This is a genomic window from Clostridium sp. 19966, from assembly GCF_032335695.1.
Lineage (GTDB): Bacteria > Bacillota > Clostridia > Clostridiales > Clostridiaceae > JACTOJ01.
The window spans coordinates 79,343-101,856 of sequence record NZ_JACTOJ010000009.1; the positions used below are offsets into that span (position 1 = coordinate 79,343).

The following is a 22,514-nucleotide window of genomic DNA, read 5'->3' on the forward strand; positions in this document are numbered from 1 at the left end:
TTGATAGTCAAACTAATTGGAGTGGTACCGCGGGATTATGCTCGTCTCTTATGTTTAAGAGACGGGCTTTTTTGTTTGGCTATGTTTTAAATCAGTGTAAAAATCAAAACTGCTTTAAAACAGAAACTAGTATTTGTGATTAATAAAAGGAGGGCTATTACTATGGAATATTCAAAGTATAAAAGATATGAAAGGATAAAGCTTTATGATAGGCAGTGGCCTAGTAAAGAAATAGAAAAAGCACCTATATGGTGCAGCGTAGACTTGAGAGATGGCAATCAATCCTTACCTACACCTATGACGGTGGAAGAAAAATTAAAAATGTTTAAGCTTCTTACGGATATGGGATTTAAGGAAATAGAGATAGGATTTCCATCGGCATCAAATACAGAGTATGAATTTACTAGAAGACTTATAGAGGAAAACTTGATTCCAGAGGATGTAACTATACAGGTACTAACTCAGGCTAGAGAACACCTTATAGAGAGAACTTTTGAAGCACTTAATGGGGCTAAAAGTGCTATAGTTCATCTCTATAATTCTACTTCTGTGCTTCAAAGACAAGTAGTTTTTCAAATGAGCAAAGAAGAAATAATAGGAATAGCAGTTAAGGGGGCTAAGCTTTTAAATAAATATAAGAAAAGATACGAAGGTACAAGATTCACTTTTGAGTATTCTCCAGAGAGCTTTACGGGAACTGAACTTGATTTTGCTCTTGAAATTTGCAATGAGGTGATTAAAGTATGGAAGCCAACCGGTGAAAATAAAGTAATAATCAATTTACCTTCTACAGTAGAAATGTCCACTCCTAATATATACGCTGATCAGATAGAATGGATGAGCAGGCATCTTTCTAATAGACAAAATATAGTATTGAGCCTTCACACTCATAATGACAGGGGAACTTGCACGGCTTCCAGCGAATTGGGGCTTTTGGCTGGAGCTGATAGGATTGAAGGAACTCTTTTTGGCAATGGAGAAAGAACTGGGAATTTGGATATACTTAATATGGCTATGAATATGTATTCCCAGGGCATAGATCCTAAGCTGGACTTTTCAGATATTAATGCTATTGTAAGGGTTTATGAGGAATGTACTAAAATGAAGGTGAATGATAGGCATCCATATGCAGGAAATCTAGTATTCACAGCATTTTCTGGTTCTCATCAAGATGCCATAAGAAAAGGCTTCAAAGATATGGAAAAGTCTAATAAAATTATTTGGGAAGTACCATATCTTCCTATTGATCCTCACGATATAGGAAGAGAATATGAAGAAATAATACGTATAAATAGTCAATCAGGAAAAGGCGGCACTGCTTATATTATGGAAACTGAGTTTGGTTTCTTTATGCCAAAGGCAATGCAGCAGGAATTTGGAGCTTTAGTGAAGGAAAAATCAGATAATGCATCTGCTGAGCTTAATTCTAAAGCGATATTTAGTTTATTCGATAAAGAGTATTTACAGAGAAATTGGCCTTATAAACTAAGAAGCTATAAGATTAAATCCATTCAGGAAGTTGAATCAAATGCTAATGAGGTAAATATACAAGCCGCGGTATCTATAAAAGGTATGGATAACCTAATAGAAGGCAAGGGAAATGGACCTATAGATGCTTTCTTTAATGGGCTAAGTAAAGCATCTATAGGAGAATATAAATTTAAGTCTTTTGATCAGCATGCCTTAGATAAAGGCTCTCATTCTAAAGCTGCCTGCTATATACAAATAGAGAAGAATGGGAAAAGCTTTTTTGGAGTTGGAATATCTGAAAACATTGATACCGCATCCCTTAATGCACTTGTTAGTGCGCTAAACAGAAGCGAAGAAAATAATTGAATATGAATTTTCTCATATGCATTTATGAATTTTTGTACTAGGGATTAATATAAAAAACAAGTATAATTACATCATAAAATAAATTGCAATCAAAGGGGAGAATTCTTATGAGAAGAAATTGGTTTTGGAGTTTAATATTCTTTGTAGTAGCATTAAAATTTGTAACTCATGTTATATTAAATATAACTGGCGCATTATTTGTACTAGTTGGACATATAACTTCTGCAGTTATAGTTATTGCTCTCTTAGCATATTTTTTTGGTGGGGCAAGGCATCACAGAAGATATAGGAGAAGAAGAAGAGATAATTACGATGACAATTATGAAGCTTACAATGATTACGGTGAATATGGCAGTAATGATAATAATGATATGAATTATAATTCTTATGATGGAAGCAAGAATTATGATTATAAAGAAACTTCTCCAGAAAAAATGGGTAAGGAAAATAAGAAAAATAAAAATTACAATGAGGACTTTTACGATGATGAATATTCAGTAAAATCCAAGGATGTATTTTTTTCATCACGTAACATAGTACCGAATGTTCACGCTAAGGAGTATAATGTGGTATTTGGAAATGGAAGCATAGACTTCACAAGGCTTCCGGTGCCTAACAAGGTTAAAAAATTCAAAGTAGACTATGTATTTTCCGGCGGAGAAATAAAGATAAATCCTAATATTCCTCTAGTTATAAAAGTTGATTCAGTATTTTCCAGCGCTGAACTTCCTAATATAGGTAAAGTAAGCTTTGGAGAAGAGGTTTATTTTTCTCCAAGCTATAGAAAGGGAGAACCTCATTTTTATATAAAGCTAGACACTGTATTTAGCAGTGTGGTAATAAGAGAAGTAGTGTAAAACTACTTTCAGTTCGAGAGGCTATGTTTTAAAATGTTGATATTATCGTTTGAGTTCCTTCCATGGGTTCTGAAAGAAACCATGCTATTACGAAAAACGCCTTTATCAACATTCTTTTGAAACATAGCTTTTTTCATGCAAAATTCGTAAAATAATATTAGCGTAAAATTCAACATTGATTTAAAACATAAACTATAGTCAAAATTAGTCTATATCTAGTATAATAAATAGTATTGATGGAATATTTTTCTTTAATAAACTTGTCTAGCAAAGGGATAATTTATGGAAAATTATATTATAATAACTAAAATTGCAGTGCTTATATATTGTATCACGGATTTCATAACTAATGATTCCATGCACTCTGGTTTTGTAAAAACTCATGTACCATTCACAGTAGGATTTTTTTTAGCCTATGTGTGTCTCACTGTTCTTGTGTGCATAGCTGATAAAAGGAAAGCTAAAGAGTTTATACATTTAGTAACTATTGTAGGAGTATGGGCTGGCTTTAAATATCTTGACAATATTTTTATACTACTTATGCCTTTATCTATATGCGAATTGGTATTCATGATAACGGATAATGCATGGATTCCAGCTATAATGATAGAGATGCCTCTTTTTACAATTCAGGAAAATATGATATCTAAATATATTCTTGTTAGTGCTCTAACCTGTACTATTTACATAGCTATATATAGATATCATTATAAACTGAAAAAGCTGTATAAAGAAAATGATATTATGAGAAATACCATACATAATCTGTCTGGAAAATTGATTAAAGATTCCGAATATGAAAGACAGGTAAAGTATACATCTCAGCTGGAGGAAAGAAATAAGATCGCTCAGGATATACACGATAGAATAGGTCATTCTATGTCAGGAAGTATGATACAGCTGGAGGCTGCAAAAATATATTTGCACAAGGATCCTGAAAAAGCACAGGAAATAGTTCAGAGAGTCATAAATATATTGAGAGAAGGTACGGAAAATATCAGAGCTACTCTCAAAAATATAAAACCACAAGCTCAGCAGATAGGGATAAACAGAATAAAGCTTTTGCTGGATGAATTTAACGTGAATCATAATATAAAAGCTCAGATGGTGTTCTCAGGGGATTTGCAGAAAATAAACAGCATAAATTGGAAAGTTATAAGTGATAATATAAAGGAAGCTCTAACCAATATAATAAAATATTCCTATGCCACAGAGGTCAAGGTAAATATACAAGTCCTTAATGGTGTAGTAAAATCAGAAATAAGAGATAACGGGATAGGAGCTCATTATATTAAAAAGGGACTTGGAATAACTGGTATGGAAGAGAGAAGCGCCAGTGCCGGAGGAAAGGTGATAGTAGATGGATCTAATGGTTTTTCTATTATAACTCTACTTCCGATAGAAGAATAATAATTTGGGGGGAAAGGTATGGCTATAAAATTGCTTATTGCAGACGATGATCCTATAATAAGAGAAGGCTTCAAAATGGTATTGGGAGCAGATGAGGATTTCGAAATATTAGAATGCGTAGAAAATGGACTAGAAGCAGTAAATTACTGCGTTAATAATCAGGTGGATGTAGCACTTTTGGATGTAAGAATGCCAGTGATGAACGGTGTGGAGGCAGTTAAAAACATTTGCGAAAAAACTGCTGTTAAGCCGCTTATATTAACCACCTTTGATGATGATGAATATATAATGGATGCGGTTAAAAATGGAGCTAAAGGATATCTTCTTAAAAATAATCCTCCAGAAAAGATAAAAGAAGCTATAAGAGTAGTACATGGAGGAAATACCATAATGCAGGATGTAGTATTGGATAAAATAAAAGAAATATTAAGAACTCCAAAACCTAATAAGTTTATTAATGATATGTTTTCAGAAAGAGAAATAGAGATAATGGAGCTTATTTCTAAGGGATATTCCAATAGAGATATATCCAAGGAACTTTATATATCTGAAGGGACTGTGGCCAATTATATTACCTCCATATTCAATAAAACAGGCTTGGAGCATAGAACTCAAATAGCAATATATTATATAAATGGCGGGAAAATGTGATATTATTCATATTTTATTAATGATAATTTTCACAAGAAAGTGGTGAATTTATTTACTAGGATGAATTCACTACTTTTTTTATAATTAGGATATGTGGAGATACACAATTTTTATGAAATGAGGTAAAGAAATGGGTATAGTAAAAATAAAGGGACTAGTAAAAAAGTTTGGGGACTTCGTAGCTGTAGATGGAGTAGATTTAGACATAAAAGAGGGCGAAATATATGGACTTTTGGGACCCAATGGTGCAGGGAAAAGTACTACTATTAATATATTATCCGGACTTTTGTCCTTTGATAAAGGAAGAATAGAGGTATTTGGCAGTGATATAAATAAAAGCAGGGCTGAAATTAAGAGAAATATAGGCATTGTACCACAGGATATAGCCATATATGAGGATTTAACTGCTTATGAAAATATAGATTTTTTTGCTGGACTTTACGGACTTAGAGGCAGGCAGCTGAAAAAAAGCGTGGAAGAAGCTTTAGAATTTACAGGCCTTTTAGATAAAGCTAATGCTATGCCAAGCAGCTTTTCTGGTGGAATGAAAAGAAGATTAAATATTGCTTGCGCCATAGCTCATAAGCCAAAGCTTATAATTATGGATGAGCCTACAGTTGGAATAGATCCTCAATCCAGAAATCATATAATCCAGTCTGTAAAAAAACTTAATGAATCTGGCTCTACAATTATATATACAAGTCATTATATGGAGGAAGTAGAGGAACTTTGTACAAGGCTTGCTATAATCGATCATGGTAAATTGATAGCAGAAGGCACTAAGCAGGAGCTTAAATCCATTGTAACTAACACTGATAGCATATGGATAACTATTGACTCTTTAAAGAATTTTCAGGCTAATGAAATAATGAGCATAAATGGAGTAATAAGTGTAGATATAGATGAAAAAATTGTGAAAATAAATACCACTACGGATGTTAATAATCTTGATAAGATAATACAGTATTTTATTTCAAAAGCCATATCCATAAGAAATGTGGAAAATAAAAAGCCGGATTTAGAAACAGTATTTTTAACTCTTACCGGAAGAAATCTAAGAGATTAAGGAGGGAAAAACAGATGCAGTTTTTCAAGATACTGGTTAAGGAGATAAAGCATACAGTAAGAAGTAAAAGATCATTTTTTATGAATTTGCTTTTCCCCATAATTCTCATAGCTATTTTAGGTACAGCTTTATCTGGAACCTTTTCAAATTCGAGCTCTTCTTCTGATTCCAGCATAGGTGTTATTTATACTAACAATGGCGGGAAAGCCTATGATGAACTATTAAACTCTTTAAAAAATGTTAAAAATATAGGAGTAAGCTTTTCGGAAGCTGAAAGTAAAGAAGAAAGTTTAAATAAAGTAAAGAACAGAAATTATTCTTGTTATATAGATTTTGAAAAAGAAAATATAACGATATACAGCAATAACAAAGAAACCATGGATACAGCTAAGGTCGAAGCCATAATTTCAAGTGCCCTGCAGCAGTATAAATTAAAAACAATTCTATTAAGCGGCTCATCGGTAAACGCTGATAATCAGATTAAAAATAAGAATTATGTAAATGAAGTATCCTTAAACGGACCTAAGAGCCCAAGAGCCTTGGACTACTATTCCGTCACAATGATTACCATGATAATAGCTTATGCCTGCATGGGTGGATTAGAAATTTTTAATATGGAAAGAAGCCGTAAAACAGGTACAAGGATGCTTTATGCACCTGTGAGAAAGTTAGATATATTTGCGGGTAAAATGATAGGAAACCTATTTGTGAAGTTTATTCAGTATTTAATATTGATATTATTTACTAAATTTATATTTAAAAGCTATTGGGGGGATCACTTAGGAATAATAATTTTAATAGTGCTTACTCAAACAATAATGTGTTTGGCTTTAGGAACAATGATTTCTTGTATAGTAAAAAATTATGCAGCAGGAAGGCAGATCTTGAATGTGGCAATAGGTGTAATATCATTCTTAGGAGGAGCCTACTTCCCAATAGATAATGTGGGCAAGGTAATAGGTACTATATCTGAAGTATCCCCTCTTAAATGGACTAATGAGGCTATATTTCAGATTATTTATAGAAATGATTTTAGCTATATAACAAGAGCCTTGCTGATAAGTATAGGTTTATCAATTATATTTATAGCAATATCTGTTAGATATATTAAGAAGGAGGCTTTTTTGAATGAGTAATGTGCTGTGGCTGGTTAAAAATAATTTTAAAGTTACTTTTAAGAAGAAATATTCCATAGTTGTATTCTTTGTTTTGCCAGTAATACTGATATCCTTGCTTGTGGCAATAAAGGGAAGCAGTAGCACCGGTGAAGTTAATATAGGAATAATAGATAACGAAAAATCTCAAATATCACAGGATATGATACAGTCTATAAAAGGTCAAGAAAAGTTTGCTATTCAGAAGGGAAGCAGGGATGCTCTTGAAAAAAGGATGGTAAATGGAGAATTAGATTCTATTGTGATAATACCAAAGGAATTTTCCTATAATGTGCCTGATAGTGAAACTAAAGGAGTTGACCTCGAATCATTAAGAGGCAGCGAATCTAATGCATGGTTAAATAATTATATAAATAACTATTTAAATAGTGTTAATGATATAGTTAAGTATTCAAAAGGTGATTCTAGCAAGTTTAAAACCTTGTACAACAGTTTTAGGGATAATTCTATAAAAATTACTAGTGTGAATATACAGGATGAAGGGCATAGCAAGAGTGTTTCCCAAACAGGTATAGGAACGCTTATAATGTTTATGATGTTGTGTGCCGCTAGTGTTTCTGAAATGATTCTTAAAGAAAAAAGAAATAGAACTTACTATAGAATAAGGTCTTCCGGAATGAAAAGTCAGTACTATATAGCCGCAAATGTGCTTTCGGGATTAATTATAGTTAGTATACAAACTGCTTTAATACTTTTTGTTATGATAAATTTTATGCATATGCAGATTTTTATTCCATTTTTCACATTAATGCTTCTTCTTATTATATTTAGCGCCTCAGCTGTGGGGTTAGGACTTGCTATAGTAGCATTTTCTAACGATTCTAAGGCTGTTGGAGCCATACAGAGCATCATAATAGCTCCAACTTGTATGATAGGAGGATGCTTTTGGTCCTTGGATTTTATGCCTGATTCAGTAAGGAAAGTATCTAATTTTGTACCTCAAAAATGGATTATGGATGCTATACAAAAGCTTCAAAATGGCTCATCTTTCAAGGATATCATAATAAATATAGCAATAATACTTGGCTTTGGTATAACCTTTTTCATATTAGCAGCCTATAGGTTTAAGAAAAATCAGGATATAAAAACTTTTGTGTAGGGCTATGTTTTAAAAGCTGTGGATATAGACTTATGATCCTCTGTCATGGTTTCTTTCAGAACCCATGGGATAAATTCTAAGGAGTGCTTAATTATAATCTGCAAATTATTTACTATAAAGAAAAAAAATATATAGACGATAATTTATATGATATTAATTTTAATAATAGATTTTATAGAATACAGGGGTGAGTTTCATGGCTATATCTTCAGTCACAGCTCAAGGCTATAGTCCAAGTGTTAATCAGGATAAATCAGCAGATAATATTATAAAAGCGTTGGAAAAGCAAATTGAGAATTTAAAGTCTAGAATTGAACAGGTAAGAATAAATGATAAGCTAGATTCAAAAACTAAGCAGCAAAAGATTGCGGAGTTAGAAAAACAGATTGCAGATATACAAGGGCAGATATCTAGTGAAAAAGCGGAAGAGGCTTCTCGTAAAACTGAAAAAGAAACAGAAAAAGCTAACAATAAGAATGCTGGCAGCAATGAAGTTAAGAAAGCAGAAGACGACTCCAGATCAAGTGAAACTATGAATATGATGAATGATGTAAATCAATTAGGAGTGCTTTTTAAGGTTAAAAAAAGTCTTATAGTGGAAAGAAACAGAACTATAAATGAACCAAGTCAAAGCCTAGAAGGCCCTAAATATTCTGAGGGAGATATTGAGAATATAAAAAAGAAATCAGTGAAAATTTCTGATACCGATAGAAAGATAAAAGATAAATTCCGTGAACTAAGTCATAAAGTAAAAAATAGTGCAGATGAGGGAATCAATGCTGTTAGAGTAAGCGGGAGCTCAGAGGGTGCTATTAATTCAGAAGATACTTCTCATACAGAGGTGGATGTGAATGACAATAAAGAAAATAAAAAAGTGAAGTTTAATAGCAGAGAAGAAGAAAATAAGGTAATTAATTTTGACACCTATGCTTAGGGAAATAAATAATACTAAATTTTTATATGTGAATGAAAATTTGTTAGGGAGAGCGAAAGCTCTCTTTTTTTAGGTTTAAAATTAGTCAAACATTTCATGCTGTTATAAAATAATGTATAATTTGTGGGGGTTAAATGTAAAATTTAAACAATTTTAACAAAACAATAAAAATGGTAAAATATATGTAAATGTTTACTTGGAGTGATGATGAGTTCACTGAGCAGGTATACATATTATATAGGGGGGGAAAAGATGAAAAGAAAAGTATCAAAAATTTTTGCTTTTATCATGACATCATGTATGGTTACAGGGTTGTTTGCTAATGCATCTTTAAAAGCCATGGCGGAGGATAACTCAAATAATTTAATTTCAAATGGCACTTTTGAAGATGGAACTACTAATGGATGGACTCCGCGAGGAGCTGCTGTACTTACTGCTACTAAAGAAGATAAGGCCAGCGGCAATTATAGTATGAAGGTAACAGGAAGGCAGGACAGCTGGCAAGGTCCCTCTGTGGATCTTAAAGGAAAGCTGCAGAAAAGTAAGACTTATAATATATCGATGAAGATAAAAGTAGTAAAAGATCAAGCTACAGCAGGAGCATCAGATACTAACCAGCAAATAACTTTATCCATGGACAGAAAAGAAACTGGAGCTGCAAATGATAGCTATGATACCATAGCATGGCAAAAAAACGTTAATGAAGAAGCTTGGACAACTATTACAGGTACTTATTCACCTAGCTTTGATGCTTACGACACATTAAGTATGTATATTGAATCTCCCAATAAGACTTTGCAGTTCTATATTGATGATGTAATCGTTTTAGATTCGAATCCCGTTAAAATGGGAGAGAATGTGATTCCAAACGGTGACTTTGAGGCTGGAAATATTGACGGCTGGTCAGCTGGCGGATCAGCGAAAATTGAAATTACCACGGAAGATAAAGCCAGCGGAAATTACAGCATGAAGGTAAGCGAAAGAAAAAACAGCTGGGACGGACCATCCTATCATCTAATTGATAGGGTGAAGATAGGAAGTATATATAAGTTTTCATTAAAAGTAAAGGCATTACCGGGACAAAGTGGAGCTAAAGAAATAACAATACACACTTCCAAAACTGTAAACGGATCTGACACTTGGCCTTCTTTAAAGACCGATGTGCCTATAAGCGATACTGCTTGGACTACTGTGGAAGCAGAATTATCTTTAGCAGATGCTACAAGTGCATTGAGCAGATTAGATTTATCTATAGGTTCATCTAATACAGCTTTAAGCTTTTATATTGATGACGTATCTCTTACAGAAGAAGTAGATAACAAACCTTTGCCTATTCAAAAAGATATTCCTTCCTTAAAGGATGTGCTAGCCCCATATTTTCCGCTTGGAGGAGCTGTTCAGCCAGACAATTTAGCTGAGGGGTGTTTATCAGAGCAGTTAGTAAGCAAGCATTATGGTGTCCTTGTAGCTGGAAATCAGATGAAGCCAAGTTCTTTGCAGCCCACAGAAGGAAATTTTACCTTTGGGGATGCAGATAAAATAGTTGATTATGCTATAGCACATAATATGCAGATGAGAGGACATACCCTTCTTTGGCACTCTCAGGTTCCAGACTGGTTTTTCCAAGATCCAGCAGTTCCTTCAAAACCAGCTTCAAAGGAACTGCTGCTGCAGAGATTGAAAACTCATATAACTACAGTTTTAAAGCATTTTAAAGATAAATATGGAGACAAAAATCCTATAAAATGGTGGGATGTTGTTAATGAAGTTATAGGTGATGATGCAAACTACAGGCAGTCAAAATGGTATCAAATAGCAGGGCCTGACTATATAGAAACAGCTTTCAGAACTGCCCATGAAGTAGATCCTTCTATGAAGCTTTATATAAATGATTACGGCATAGAGAATAATAATGCTAAGACAGAAAAAATATATGAAGTTGTAAAGGATCTGAAAGCTAAAGGAGTTCCTATCGATGGCATTGGTATGCAGATGCATATAGATACGAGTACTTCTGTAGATGCCATAAAAGCTTCAATTGAAAAACTTGCTTCTCTAGGAGTAGATATTCAAGTAACGGAGATGGATCTATGTATAAAAGACAACAATCCTATAACTGAAGAAGGATACGAAAAGCAAGCTAGATTATATAAGCAAGTATTTGATCTATTTAAAAGTGAAAAAGATAAAATAAGCCTAGTAATGCTTTGGGGAGTTACCGATATAGATTCTTGGCTTTCAGATTCTCAGCCATTATTGTTTGACAGCAAATTTCAGGCAAAACCAGCATACTGGGCAATAGTTGATCCTTCTAAAAGCATAGTAAATAGGCTCAGTGTAGACGCAGTGGAAGGAACTCCTTCAAAGGCAAGTGATTCTATTTGGAATTCCGCAAAATCTATTACCAATTTTACTTATGTTAAAGGTGTAAGCGGAGCAACTCCGAAAATTCAAACCTTGTGGGACAATAAAAACCTATATGTTAAAATCGATGTTAGTGATAATACTATAGGAAATAATGATAGCGTAGAGATATTTTTGGACAAGAATCATGGAAAAACTACTTCCTATGAAGGGGATGACCAGCATATAACGATTAAGCGTAGTGATTGTGTTAGTGACGCTAATGTATATACGGCGTATAAAGTGATTCCTATAGATGATATAAGCCCCAGTGTGGGAAAAGTTATGGGATTTGATGTAAGAGTTAATGATGATAAGGGAAAAGGAACAATCGATTCCATGTCAGTGCTTAATGATTATGGAAATAGGCAAGACACTAACACTGCTTATTTTGCAGATTTAAGCTTATCAGGATCTTCAAGAATGACTAAAGCTTTATATGGAACTCCAACTATTGATGGAATTAAAGACGACATTTGGAACTCAGCAAATGAAATCAGCACAGATACCTGGGTAATAGGCAAATCTGGAGCCACTGCTAAGGTTAGAACTTTATGGGATGAACATAATTTATATGTGCTTGCAGAAGTGACAGACAGTTTATTAAACAAAGCAAGTACCAATGCCTATGAACAGGATTCTGTAGAAGTGTTTATAGATGAAAATGACGGTAAAACCACTTCATACCAAAGCGATGATAAGCAAATAAGAGTTAACTTTGATAATGAGCAAAGCTTTGGAGGGAGCAAGCCAGCGGGCTTTAAATCAGCCACTTCTAAAACCTCCACTGGCTATATAGTTGAAGAAGCAATACCTTTAACCAGCATAAAACCAGCAGATGGAAGCATGCTTGGTTTTGATGTTCAAGTTAATGATGCCGATGCCAGCGGTACAAGAAAAAGTGTGTCAATCTGGAATGATGCTTCAGGAAATTCCTATAAGGATACTTCTGGTTTTGGAAATCTGTTACTGGTGGATAATAGAACTACTCCCGTAGTAACAAAGCCTGAAACTAATCCGCAGCAAACAGATACGGGGAATGGCGGCTCCACAGTAAAGCAAGTATCCGCAACTACAACTAATACTAATGCTGCTTTATCGAATCAATTACCTAAGACAGGATCTATGATAGATTTTGATGTGCTAGTATTTGCAGGAATATTATTAACTGGTTTAGGACTAGTATTAGTATTCAAGAAAAATTCTGCTAAGTAAATAAAAAGCAGGGCTTCCTATGACAAATTCTTGTCATAGGAAGCCCTTTATTTTATAAACTTTATGGATATCCTTTCATTTGAAAATTGCAATGTATTGACAAATATAAATTAAATGATATATATATTAAAAATGAAAGGGTTGATGAAAATGGAGTTAACTAAAATTAAGGGTAATACTTATTATATAAATGCTCCTACAAACATAGGGGTTTATTCTTATAAAAATAAGAATTGTCTTCTTATTGACACTGGAAGAAACAATTCTGCTGCAAGGAAAATCGAAGAGGTTTTAAAGGAAAATGGACTTCATGTTAAATATATTATAAATACTCACAGCCATATGGATCATTGTGGAGGAAATAATTATTTTAAAAACGAATATACAGGCTGCATAACCTATGCTTCTTCTAAGGAGAAGATTTATATGGAGAATATAGAATTACATCCATCTATACTATATTCTTCTTTTCCGGTAAAACAGCTTCAGGAGGAAGGAAGCAATATAGAAGTAGATATAGTTCCTGAATATGGTGTAAATAAAATAAACGATGAAAAAATAGAGGTAATTCCTTTAAAAGGGCATTCTCCTGAGCATATAGGAATTATTACTCCTGAAAAGGTGTGCTTTTTAGGAGATTCTATATTTAGTTCGGATATACTAGAAAAATATTCTCTGCCGTTTTTATACAATGTACAGGATCAATTTAAGACTCTGGAGGCTATAAAGGAAATTGAAGCGGACTATTTTGTAATAAGCCATGCCAAGGATATAGTGAATAAAGAAGAGATTATAGATTTAGCAGATAGAAATATAGAAAATATACAAAATTATTTAAATGATATATATGAACTTTTAGAAAAGCCTCTTACAAAAGAAGAATTACTAGAAAATATAGTCATAATAAATGATATTAGTTTAAATTATAGACAATATCACCTAGATTATTCTTCTGTATCGGCTTTGTTAAAATACCTTATAGAAAAAGGAAAGGTAGAAAGCTCCATAGAAAATGGAAAGCTTTATTATTACGCAGTGCAATAAGTGTACATCTTATATGGGATCTAGTAAATTAAAGTCCTTCTACAGCTATACTGATTGGAAATACTTCTTTGAATAATTTGGACTTTTTTTCTAAGCGTTTCTCTATGGGTTCATAATTGCTTCCTTTTAATTTAAGGCTTAGTTCATTGTCCTTTAAAACAGCGTCAACAGCAATGCCTAAATTATGCTTATGGTCTAAGGCATCTGCAATTCTCAAAATAGAAATTAATCTTATGACAAGAGTTTGTATGTCTTTAGGGTAAAAAAATATGTGGTGATCCAAAAGCTTTCCGTGGCTCCTCACCATTATACCTAGAATAAATCTCAGCTCTATAGGAAGCTTATTAAAGCGGTCATCTTTTAAAATCAATTCCTTTGAATGCTCATGATGTCCTTTTTTCTGAACAAAATAGCCTATGTCGTGAAGCAGGGAGCTGTAGTATAATAGGCTTCTAAGGTTTATGTTAAGCTGAGAAGCAGGAAGCAGTGTATCAAAAAGCTGCATGGAAAAATTTCCCACTCTTATCTCATGCTCTGATATATTGTTTACAGAATAGTGACTGCAGATATGGAATAAGGCTTCCCTGCTTAAATAGTTTTCTATATTATCAATCAAAAAAATCACCCTCACATAGAATGCTATTGCATTATTATATGAGGGTGAAAAATTATTTATACTATTGTAAGCTTTTTATTAAATATTCTCTTAAAAGCATTGCTGCAATCCATGGCAGAATTGATTTCAAGAGAGGCATCCGAGTCAGATAGCACATTTATTTTTACTTCATCTTCTGATATATTGCAATACAGTTTTTTCACATTGCTGTTCATAGCTCTATCTAAATTCTCAGATATTCTTAAAAGCAAACCTAATTTTTCAATGATAGCCATATCGTCGGAATTTAAAATCGTTTCATAATGTTTTTCATCTACTTTAAATTCATTCTTTCTATGGAGAGCAGAAACATAGGCAGCCATGAGCAGCTCCTTGTGGCTTAATCCGTTCAGCTTAGAACGTATTATTATATGATAGGATAGTTCCTGGTGGTTGTAGTAGTTTATTCTTATGCCGCAGTCATGAAGCAGGGAAGCCGTTTTTAATATATTGTGAGAAGAGGTTGAAGTATTTAAAAGCGGGATTAATTCCAAATAAAGCATATGGGAAAGCTTCCAAACCTGCTGAGCATGAGTAACATCAATCTCATAAATTCCCATGTGATTTTCCAGTGAAAATTGAAAAACATCTTCCACAGGTGTTGTTCCGTTTAATATATGCTCGTATATAAGACCTTCGCGAATGCCGCTGCCACTTACTATTACTTTATTAATACTGCACTTATTTATAATACACATAACTGAAGATAATGGACCAAGAAATACATCAGCTCTATCCTTAGACAAACCTCTTATCTTTTTTCTTTGATTTAAATCCTTTGTCTTTACAGAAGAATGTATATCACGTACATCTTCTATTTTCAATACATAATTATGAAGGGTATCCAAGGGATAATTCTCTTTTTTTGAATGTATTTTGGCTATATTTCTTATTGAACCGCCTATGCCTATGAGTGGAAGATTCTTAACTTCTTTTAGCCAAGGTACTTCATCAAATTTTTCATTTAGAAATTTATTAAGAGCTTTTTCCTTTCCCTCATCTAAAGCATTTTCTAAGGAAAACCTTTCAGTTATGTTTATGGCTCCCATAGGTAAGCTTATAGATTCTTTAATTTTTCTATTATCCATCCATATAAGCTCTGTACTGCTTCCGCCAATATCCATAAGCAAGGCCGAAGGAATATCTAGGCTGTTTACAACCCCAAAATAATCGTAGTAAGCTTCTTCTTTTCCAGAGAGTATCTTTATATCTAAATTAAGGCTGCTTTTAATAAGATTTAAAAATTCTTTTTGGTTGGAAGCTTTTCTTACAGCTTCTGTAGCCACAATCTTTATCTCATGAATATTTTGTGCATGGCATAGAGCTTTAAAAAAGCTTAAGGTTTTAAAGGCTTTATCCATTCTTTCAGAATTCAAGCTGCCATCTTCAGTCATATCCATTCCTAAACGAACTGTTTCCTTCAATTCATCTACTATTCTAAAGCTTTTATTATCAATAGCTATGATAACCATTCTAATGGAATTGGAACCAATATCTATTATTGCTGTTTTGTTCATAGTTCTTCTCCTTGCTTAAGTATTATTTCATATCAAGTTTTTACTGATATGTAAATTATATAGCTGGCATGAAGCGTATTCAATACTAAAATTAAGTAATGCCTTATAAAAATGAAATGTTAAATTTATGTTATGTGCACATCTGATTTGGTCTTTTAAACTCACATATAGTATAATAATGTCGTAGAATATTGAATATATTTGTTAAATTTTCAAAACAACTAATCTGAAGGAGAATAATATGGCTAAAGCTAAGATTAACAATCCGGTAGCATCCATAGACATAGGATCTAATTATTTAAGAATGACCATTGCTGAAGTAAATGAAGATGGAGATTTCAATATATTAGAAGATGTAAGCAAACAGACTAATATAGGAAAAGATACTTTTTCCTTTGGAAGAATAAAAGTTGAAACCATACATGATATTTGTGATAATTTGAAAGGCTTTGGGGCTTTAATGAGAGATTATCATGTTAAAAGCTATAAAGCTATCGCCACCAGTGGGATAAGAGAGGCAGAGAATAAGCAATATATACTTGAGCAGATAAGACTCAGAACAGGGATTGTGGTTAAGTGTCTGAACATAGCTGAAGAGAGATTTTTTGTGCTAAAAGGTATGAAAAACACATTTTCTAAGATAGATATAGACTTCTCTAAAAATGTACTTGTAATTAATATAACCTCTGGAGCAATTGAAGCATCCATATATAAGCAAGGACAATTAAAGTTTACAGAGAACATAAAGATAGGCTCTCTGCGCTTGCCTGAAATATTGTCAGAATTGCAAAATAAATCATTGAATTTTCCAGGGCTTATGGAGGAGTATATAGAAAGTAAAATATATCTTGCTAAATTAAATATAGAGAATCTAAATGTTAGTCACTTTGTTGCCATTGGAGGAGAACTAAGCACTATAATTGACATTATGGAGAGAAAAGCAAAAAGTAATGAAAAATTTGCATGTATAAAGCGAAAGAATTTTATAAGCTTGTATGACGATATTAGAAAAATGAGTCAGGAACAAATAGAATTTGATTATGATATACCTAGAAAGAGAGCCAATCTAGTGCTTTCAACAGTTTTGCTGCTTCAATGCTTCCTTAAGCTGACAGAGGCCAAAGAAATTTATACTCCTGAAATAACCTTAAGGCACGGAATATTAAAGGATATAAGCGACAATATGGTTGTTGGTAAACATGAAACAGATATAAGCGACATAATAAGCTCTGTATGGCATATAGGAGAAAAATATAAGATAGATGAAAATCATGCCTCTTACGTGGAAAAAATAGCACTTCACATATTTGATGAAACTAATAAGCTTCATAAGCTGGGACACAGAGAGAGACTCTATTTGCAGATAGCAAGCATACTTCATGATGTAGGAGCGTTTATTAATACCACTAATCATGCAGAACATTCCTATAATATAATAAAAACTACGGATATTATAGGCTTTTCTGATAATGAGCTAAATATTATAGCAAATATTGCTAGATATCATGGCGATGAGGATATAAGACCGGAAGCTGACGAAAATTATTATATGCTAAGTGAAGCGGATAGGATGACAGTTTCAAAGCTTACAGCAATATTAAAGCTGTCCGAAGCCTTAGATGTTTCACATTTACAGAAGATAGAGGCCTTGAAAGTAACAGTAAATTCAGAAGCAATATACTTCAATGTAGAAGCTAATGAGGATATTTTGTTAGAGGAATGGAATTTTAATAACAATGCATACTTTTTTGAAGAAGTAATGGGAATAAAACCTATTATATAAGCGGGGGATTTTCAAATGAAAAGTAGTAATGGTGTAAATAATTTTATAAATCGGGAACTTAGCTGGCTGCAATTTAACAAAAGGGTTTTGGAGGAGGCTCAGGATTCTTCTAATCCATTATTTGAAAGACTAAAATTTGCAGCAATATTCAGCTCAAATTTAGATGAGTTTTTTATGATAAGGGTCGGATCTCTTACAGATCAAATAAAAGCAGATTTCACAAAACCTGATCCATCAGGTCTCACACCTATAGAACAGTTAAATCATATATCCAGCAGAGCACATGCCATGGTAAATGATCAGAGTAACTGCTATAAGCACTCTTTAAAGCCTGCATTAAAAAAAGAAGGAATAGTATTTGCAAAACCTGAAGAGCTAACAGATAAACAAAGGGAATTTATTGATGAATATTATTTGAAAAATGTATATCCGGTAGTTACACCAATGGTGGTAGACAAAAGCAGACCATTCCCTTTAATACTAAATAAAAGCTTAAACATAGGAATTATATTGGAAGCAGATAAAGGAGAGCATACCTTTGGAACAGTTCAGGTTCCTTCAGTATTAGATAGATTTATTAAGCTTCCAGCAGATTGTGGACAGGTTTTCATACTCTTGGAAGATATAATAAAGCTAAATTTAGGAACTTTGTTTTCAGAAAAAAATATATTGGAATGCAGCTGCTACAGAATAACAAGAAATGCAGACTTATCTTTAGATGAGGAAGAGGCGGAAGATCTTTTGGAAGCCATAGAACTTTCCCTTAAACAAAGAAAATGGGGTGCAGCAGTAAGACTTGAGATAGAACATGGAATGGAAGAAGAATTGCTTAATATATTGAAAGAAGAATTGGAGGTAGCTGATAATCAGATATACGAAATAAATACGCCTATGGATTTAACTTTTTTAATGAAGTTTTATTCTATAGACGATTCAACACATTTGAAATATGTTCCTATAGCGTCTCAAATTAATAAAAATTTATCTGGAGAAAATATATTTGATACCATAAAGGAAAAGGATATACTTCTTCATCATCCCTATGAATCCTTTCAGCCTATTGTGGATATGGTGACACAAGCTGCCTGGGATCCTAATGTTCTTGCTATAAAGCAAACTCTTTATAGGGTAAGCGGAAATTCACCTATTGTTAAAGCTTTAGTGGAGGCAGCTGAAAATGGTAAACAAGTTACTGTATTGGTTGAACTTAAAGCAAGATTTGATGAAAAAAATAATATACATTGGGCGAAACGTCTTGAAGAGTCAGGCTGCCATGTAATATATGGGTTAGTAGGACTAAAAACTCACTGCAAAATACTTTTAGTAGTAAGAAAAGAAGAGGATGGAATAAAGCGTTATGTGCATATGGGTACGGGAAACTATAATGATGTAACCGCTAAAATCTATACTGATATGGGACTGTTTACCTGCAACCCCTATATAGGTTCAGATGTTTCTTCAATATTTAATATGCTGTCAGGACATTCACGCCCCAGTGAATTATACAAATTAAGTTTAGCTCCTATAAATTTAAGAGAGAGATTTCTTTATCTCATAGAAAAAGAGACCGAGAACGCCTTAAAAGGAAAGAAGGCTGCCATATTTGCTAAGCTCAATGCATTGGTAGATAAAAAGATAATAGAAGCCTTGTATGAGGCATCAAAGGCAGGAGTTAGAATTAATTTGATTGTGAGAGGAATTTGCTGCTTAAGACCAGGTGTAGATGGTATAAGTGATAACATAACTGTAAAAAGCATCGTGGGAAGATTTTTGGAACACAGCAGAATCTATTGTTTCCATAATGACGGAGATGAACTTATATATCTTTCCAGTGCAGATTGGATGAATAGAAATTTAGATAGAAGAGTTGAGCTCCTTTTCCCTATAGAGGATAAGGAAGCTAGAAAAAAAGTGAAGGATATTTTGAATTTAGCTTTAAAGGATACTGTTAAAGCAAGGCTTCTTCATAAAGATGGAGAATATATAAAAATAGATAGAAGAGGAAAAGAAAACTTAAATAGTCAGGAATATCTATGTAAAAGCATAACTTTAAGCGCAGACAATAGAAAAAAAGAGCTTAAAAGCAATAAAGATAAATGGAGAGAAGAAGGATTTAAACCTTTGAAAAGCGGTCCTTCATCTCAAAATCTTTAATTTCCACTTATGCACCTCATAAACTCTTTGGCAATTATATGGTGACCTTCATAAGTAGGATGAGGGTCCCTTATAGCTAAATCAAAGTGAGTTAATTTTGGCGGGCATAGATTTTTAAAGGTGGAGTAGATATCTACCACGCGATATTCGTAATTTTTTATTAAGGCTTCGTCGCAGATTGCACTATTTATAATCTGTATATAATGCTCTGCAGTATCATAATTTTTATCTTTAACTGGATAAGGATTATAAAGAGTCATAACAAAAATATCAGCATCCGATGCTAGCTCATCTCTTATGCAATGCAATATTAATGGCCAATCACGAACAAAATTATTTGTACCTTCTTGCGCTTTTTCTGTATTTATATGACAATAGTTATCATGTGCACATCTAAGAAGATTATTTCCACCTATAGATATAGTTACCAAATCAGCGCGTTTTATATAATATCTTACTTTTTCCTGAGTTTTTAATTGTTTTAATAACCCTTGGCTCTTTAGACCAGGTACTCCAAAGTTATAGAATTCAGTACTGCCATATTCACGTCTTAAATAATGGCACAGACGATAAGAAAAACCTGTAGACATGTAAGCAAGAAAACCATTGGTTAAGGAATCTCCTAAAGCGGTATATAGACAGCCTCTCATTAGTTATACACCTCATTTTCAAAATATAATTATATGAATATCTGAGTTAAAATTCCTGACATAGAGAATCATATTTCTTAATATATAGTAATTATTAATGTGGAGTTTTGTGACTGAAAATTATATAATTATACGCAGGAGTTTTGTAAAAAACATTGAATAATATATATAAAACTTTCCTAAAATAGTTGGAGGCGAAGGTGAAATGTCAATTTTATCAAGAGATAGTGTTGAAGGCTTTTTAAAATATGCTAAAGATCAATTAAAAAATAACAGCATACTATATGAAGGAAGAATAATGAGCAGTGTAGAGGAAATTACTGAAGAAAATAGAAAAGCAGATTATATAAATGAATTTGTTTTTGCTCAGCAATGGATACTTATGAATATGCCGCAGCTTATGGAGAATAATACATCCATGCAAAGAAAACAAGAAGAACTTATGAAGGAGAAATTTGAATATTACAATAGAACTAAAAATTACGGAAGCATGAGTGCATGGATATCAGCTACTATGAAAAACATTGGATTTACAGATTACGAAGCAGAAACCTTTATGGACATTTCTGTAAAGGTAGGAGAAAAATTGTTTGAAAAATATAAAAAGGAAGCTAGTAATGTGATATGAAAATTTTTGAAGGCTTTTGGAATAGTAATGGGGATATTGATATCGATAAACTCGAAGAAGAATTAAATATCATTCTCACGGATGGAGAATTGGCTGAGAGATCTTATTTAGTAAATAAAGAAAATTTTATATTTACCAACAAGAGGATGATTATTTTGGAACGCCAAGGAAGAGTAAGTAAAAAAACAAAGTATACATCATTTCCATATAGAAGCATCACTCACTACAGTATAGAAACAGAAGGATACGTAGAGGCGGATGCTGTACTTACTATATACATACAAGCCTTAAATGAACCAATAATAAGAGAGTTTAAAAGAGATAAGACCATATATAATATTCAAAAAGCTTTATCACACTATATACTAGATATTTAGATAAAGCAATTAAAAAATCTTTGCACTAAAGTATGCAAAGATTTTTAAGCTTTTTTGCTTTTGGGTAAACAATAGTACACAGGTTTTATATTTCTGTTATAAATGTTTTTGAATATTTCTGAAGTGTAATAAGCATCTCCTAAAGCATCATGGAATTTATAAATTTCTTCTAATTCCAAAATTGAAACAGCATTGCTAAGGCCTATGTTAATGCCTCTTGGACAACCAAAATATTTTGAGGCATGATGCTGAAGGTTAATGTACTTTTTGGATATAGAGCTGTGCTCTAAAGAATAGAATTTTATATTCCTAAACAATTCAGTTATATCAACTAACCCCCATACGCAAAATATATTTTCAGAGCATCCCAAAAATTGCTTGAACTTTTCATAGGCTTCATTAAAACATAGAGCATGCTTTAATCTATTCTTATTTATTCCAGTAATTTCAGCCACATAAGGATGAATATCTGTGTAGATTTGGGGCTTTATAAATTCGTTGAAGCTTTCTACAATATTTAAATCTTCGTCCATTTTTACGGCGCCTATTTGTATTATTTCAAAAGGGCAGCTAGGGTTATTTACAGTTTCGTTATTTTTTATATCAAAACCTTGATTAAATTCTAGATCTAATACAATATAATGCATAATATACCTTCTTATATTTGAGTAATGTATTATGGAAAAAGCTAATTTAAAGCTTAGTTTTCACTTATAGTATACATTTATTTCGTAATAAAAGAAACTGATAAAATAAAATATACATTATGGAAGCTTTAATTAGTTACCTCCATAATGTATATTTTTTAGCATTTTCCCTTAAATTCAATTCCACACCTTTTGCATCGTATTACTATATTTCCTCTTCCTCTAGGAACCCTAAGCTTTTGTGAGCAGCTAGGGCAAGTAAATATTTTATACTTTAATCCATTTTCAAGCTTATTTTTATAGTTACCTAGAACATTGTTAAGAGACTTGGAAGCCTCATTGAATGAATTTTTAAGCCTATAATTAAGCTTCTCAAATTTCTCATTCATTAAAATACCTCCGTAAAACAATAA

General features: G+C 32.7%; 19 protein-coding genes and 1 other annotated feature (1 of these 20 cut by a window edge). Of the genes, 14 read left to right on the forward strand and 5 right to left on the reverse strand.

Annotated features, from left to right (window positions below):
* Positions 1 to 52 (forward strand) — a binding site (T-box leader) (it extends 190 nt beyond the left edge of the window).
* Positions 53 to 162: 110 nt separating this feature from the next.
* The 10 genes from leuA (at position 163) to IAI10_RS11230 (ending at position 13,690) form a co-directional block, all read left to right on the forward strand.
* Positions 163 to 1,836, forward strand: a complete 1,674-nt coding sequence (gene leuA / locus IAI10_RS11185) for a 2-isopropylmalate synthase (protein ID WP_315673348.1) — start codon at positions 163 to 165, stop codon at positions 1,834 to 1,836.
* Positions 1,837 to 1,943: 107 nt separating this feature from the next.
* Positions 1,944 to 2,693, forward strand: a complete 750-nt coding sequence (locus IAI10_RS11190) for a hypothetical protein (protein WP_315673349.1) — start codon at positions 1,944 to 1,946, stop codon at positions 2,691 to 2,693.
* Between the two features lie 282 nt (positions 2,694 to 2,975).
* Positions 2,976 to 4,103, forward strand: coding sequence for a histidine kinase (locus tag IAI10_RS11195; RefSeq protein WP_315673350.1), 1,128 nt, complete (start codon positions 2,976 to 2,978; stop codon positions 4,101 to 4,103).
* 18 nt (positions 4,104 to 4,121) lie between these two features.
* The gene (locus IAI10_RS11200) at positions 4,122 to 4,754 is read left to right on the forward strand and encodes a response regulator transcription factor (protein ID WP_315673351.1); all 633 of its coding nucleotides are present in this window, start codon (positions 4,122 to 4,124) and stop codon (positions 4,752 to 4,754) included.
* Positions 4,755 to 4,884: 130 nt separating this feature from the next.
* A complete protein-coding gene (locus IAI10_RS11205; protein ID WP_315673352.1) occupies positions 4,885 to 5,820 on the forward strand; it encodes an ABC transporter ATP-binding protein in 936 nt (311 codons plus the stop codon).
* Positions 5,821 to 5,834: 14 nt separating this feature from the next.
* Positions 5,835 to 6,956, forward strand: coding sequence for an ABC transporter permease (locus IAI10_RS11210; protein WP_315673353.1), 1,122 nt, complete (start codon positions 5,835 to 5,837; stop codon positions 6,954 to 6,956).
* Entirely contained in the window at positions 6,949 to 8,094 is a 1,146-nt protein-coding gene (locus IAI10_RS11215; protein WP_315673354.1) for an ABC transporter permease, read from the forward strand. Before IAI10_RS11210 ends, IAI10_RS11215 begins: the two co-directional genes overlap by 8 nt.
* Before the next feature lie 196 nt (positions 8,095 to 8,290).
* Complete coding sequence (locus IAI10_RS11220) at positions 8,291 to 9,028, forward strand: FlxA-like family protein (protein WP_315673355.1); 738 nt, start codon at positions 8,291 to 8,293, stop codon at positions 9,026 to 9,028.
* Positions 9,029 to 9,280: 252 nt separating this feature from the next.
* On the forward strand, positions 9,281 to 12,646 hold the full coding sequence (locus IAI10_RS11225) for an endo-1,4-beta-xylanase (protein ID WP_315673356.1): 3,366 nt from the start codon (positions 9,281 to 9,283) through the stop codon (positions 12,644 to 12,646).
* Positions 12,647 to 12,796: 150 nt separating this feature from the next.
* The gene (locus IAI10_RS11230; RefSeq protein WP_315673357.1) at positions 12,797 to 13,690 is read left to right on the forward strand and encodes an MBL fold metallo-hydrolase; all 894 of its coding nucleotides are present in this window, start codon (positions 12,797 to 12,799) and stop codon (positions 13,688 to 13,690) included.
* 28 nt (positions 13,691 to 13,718) lie between these two features.
* Here the strand turns inward: IAI10_RS11230 and IAI10_RS11235 are convergent, their stop codons facing one another.
* Both IAI10_RS11235 and ppx read right to left on the reverse strand, forming a co-directional pair.
* A complete protein-coding gene (locus IAI10_RS11235; protein WP_315673358.1) occupies positions 13,719 to 14,306 on the reverse strand; it encodes a hypothetical protein in 588 nt (195 codons plus the stop codon).
* Between the two features lie 56 nt (positions 14,307 to 14,362).
* Positions 14,363 to 15,862, reverse strand: a complete 1,500-nt coding sequence (gene ppx / locus IAI10_RS11240) for an exopolyphosphatase (protein WP_315673359.1) — start codon at positions 15,860 to 15,862, stop codon at positions 14,363 to 14,365.
* Between the two features lie 241 nt (positions 15,863 to 16,103).
* Here ppx and IAI10_RS11245 point away from each other — a divergent pair, with 241 nt between their 5' ends.
* Both IAI10_RS11245 and IAI10_RS11250 read left to right on the forward strand, forming a co-directional pair.
* Positions 16,104 to 17,645: an HD domain-containing protein gene (locus tag IAI10_RS11245; RefSeq protein ID WP_315673360.1), complete on the forward strand. Its 1,542-nt coding sequence runs from the start codon at positions 16,104 to 16,106 to the stop codon at positions 17,643 to 17,645.
* A gap of 15 nt (positions 17,646 to 17,660) precedes the next feature.
* On the forward strand, positions 17,661 to 19,799 hold the full coding sequence (locus IAI10_RS11250; RefSeq protein WP_315673361.1) for an RNA degradosome polyphosphate kinase: 2,139 nt from the start codon (positions 17,661 to 17,663) through the stop codon (positions 19,797 to 19,799).
* Here the strand turns inward: IAI10_RS11250 and IAI10_RS11255 are convergent.
* Positions 19,796 to 20,449 (reverse strand): GDSL-type esterase/lipase family protein, encoded by a 654-nt coding sequence (locus tag IAI10_RS11255; protein WP_315673362.1) that lies wholly within the window; start codon positions 20,447 to 20,449, stop codon positions 19,796 to 19,798. The genes IAI10_RS11250 and IAI10_RS11255 overlap by 4 nt on opposite strands.
* A 205-nt stretch (positions 20,450 to 20,654) precedes the next feature.
* Here IAI10_RS11255 and IAI10_RS11260 point away from each other — a divergent pair, with 205 nt between their 5' ends.
* Both IAI10_RS11260 and IAI10_RS11265 read left to right on the forward strand, forming a co-directional pair.
* On the forward strand, positions 20,655 to 21,077 hold the full coding sequence (locus IAI10_RS11260; RefSeq protein WP_315673363.1) for a hypothetical protein: 423 nt from the start codon (positions 20,655 to 20,657) through the stop codon (positions 21,075 to 21,077).
* Complete coding sequence (locus IAI10_RS11265) at positions 21,074 to 21,454, forward strand: PH domain-containing protein (protein ID WP_315673364.1); 381 nt, start codon at positions 21,074 to 21,076, stop codon at positions 21,452 to 21,454. The genes IAI10_RS11260 and IAI10_RS11265 overlap by 4 nt, the downstream gene beginning before the upstream one ends.
* Before the next feature lie 44 nt (positions 21,455 to 21,498).
* Here IAI10_RS11265 and IAI10_RS11270 read toward each other — a convergent pair whose 3' ends face one another.
* Positions 21,499 to 22,101: a 3'-5' exonuclease gene (locus IAI10_RS11270; RefSeq protein WP_315673365.1), complete on the reverse strand. Its 603-nt coding sequence runs from the start codon at positions 22,099 to 22,101 to the stop codon at positions 21,499 to 21,501.
* A gap of 158 nt (positions 22,102 to 22,259) precedes the next feature.
* Positions 22,260 to 22,490: a hypothetical protein gene (locus tag IAI10_RS11275; protein ID WP_315673366.1), complete on the reverse strand. Its 231-nt coding sequence runs from the start codon at positions 22,488 to 22,490 to the stop codon at positions 22,260 to 22,262.
* Between the last annotated feature and the right edge of the window lie 24 nt (positions 22,491 to 22,514).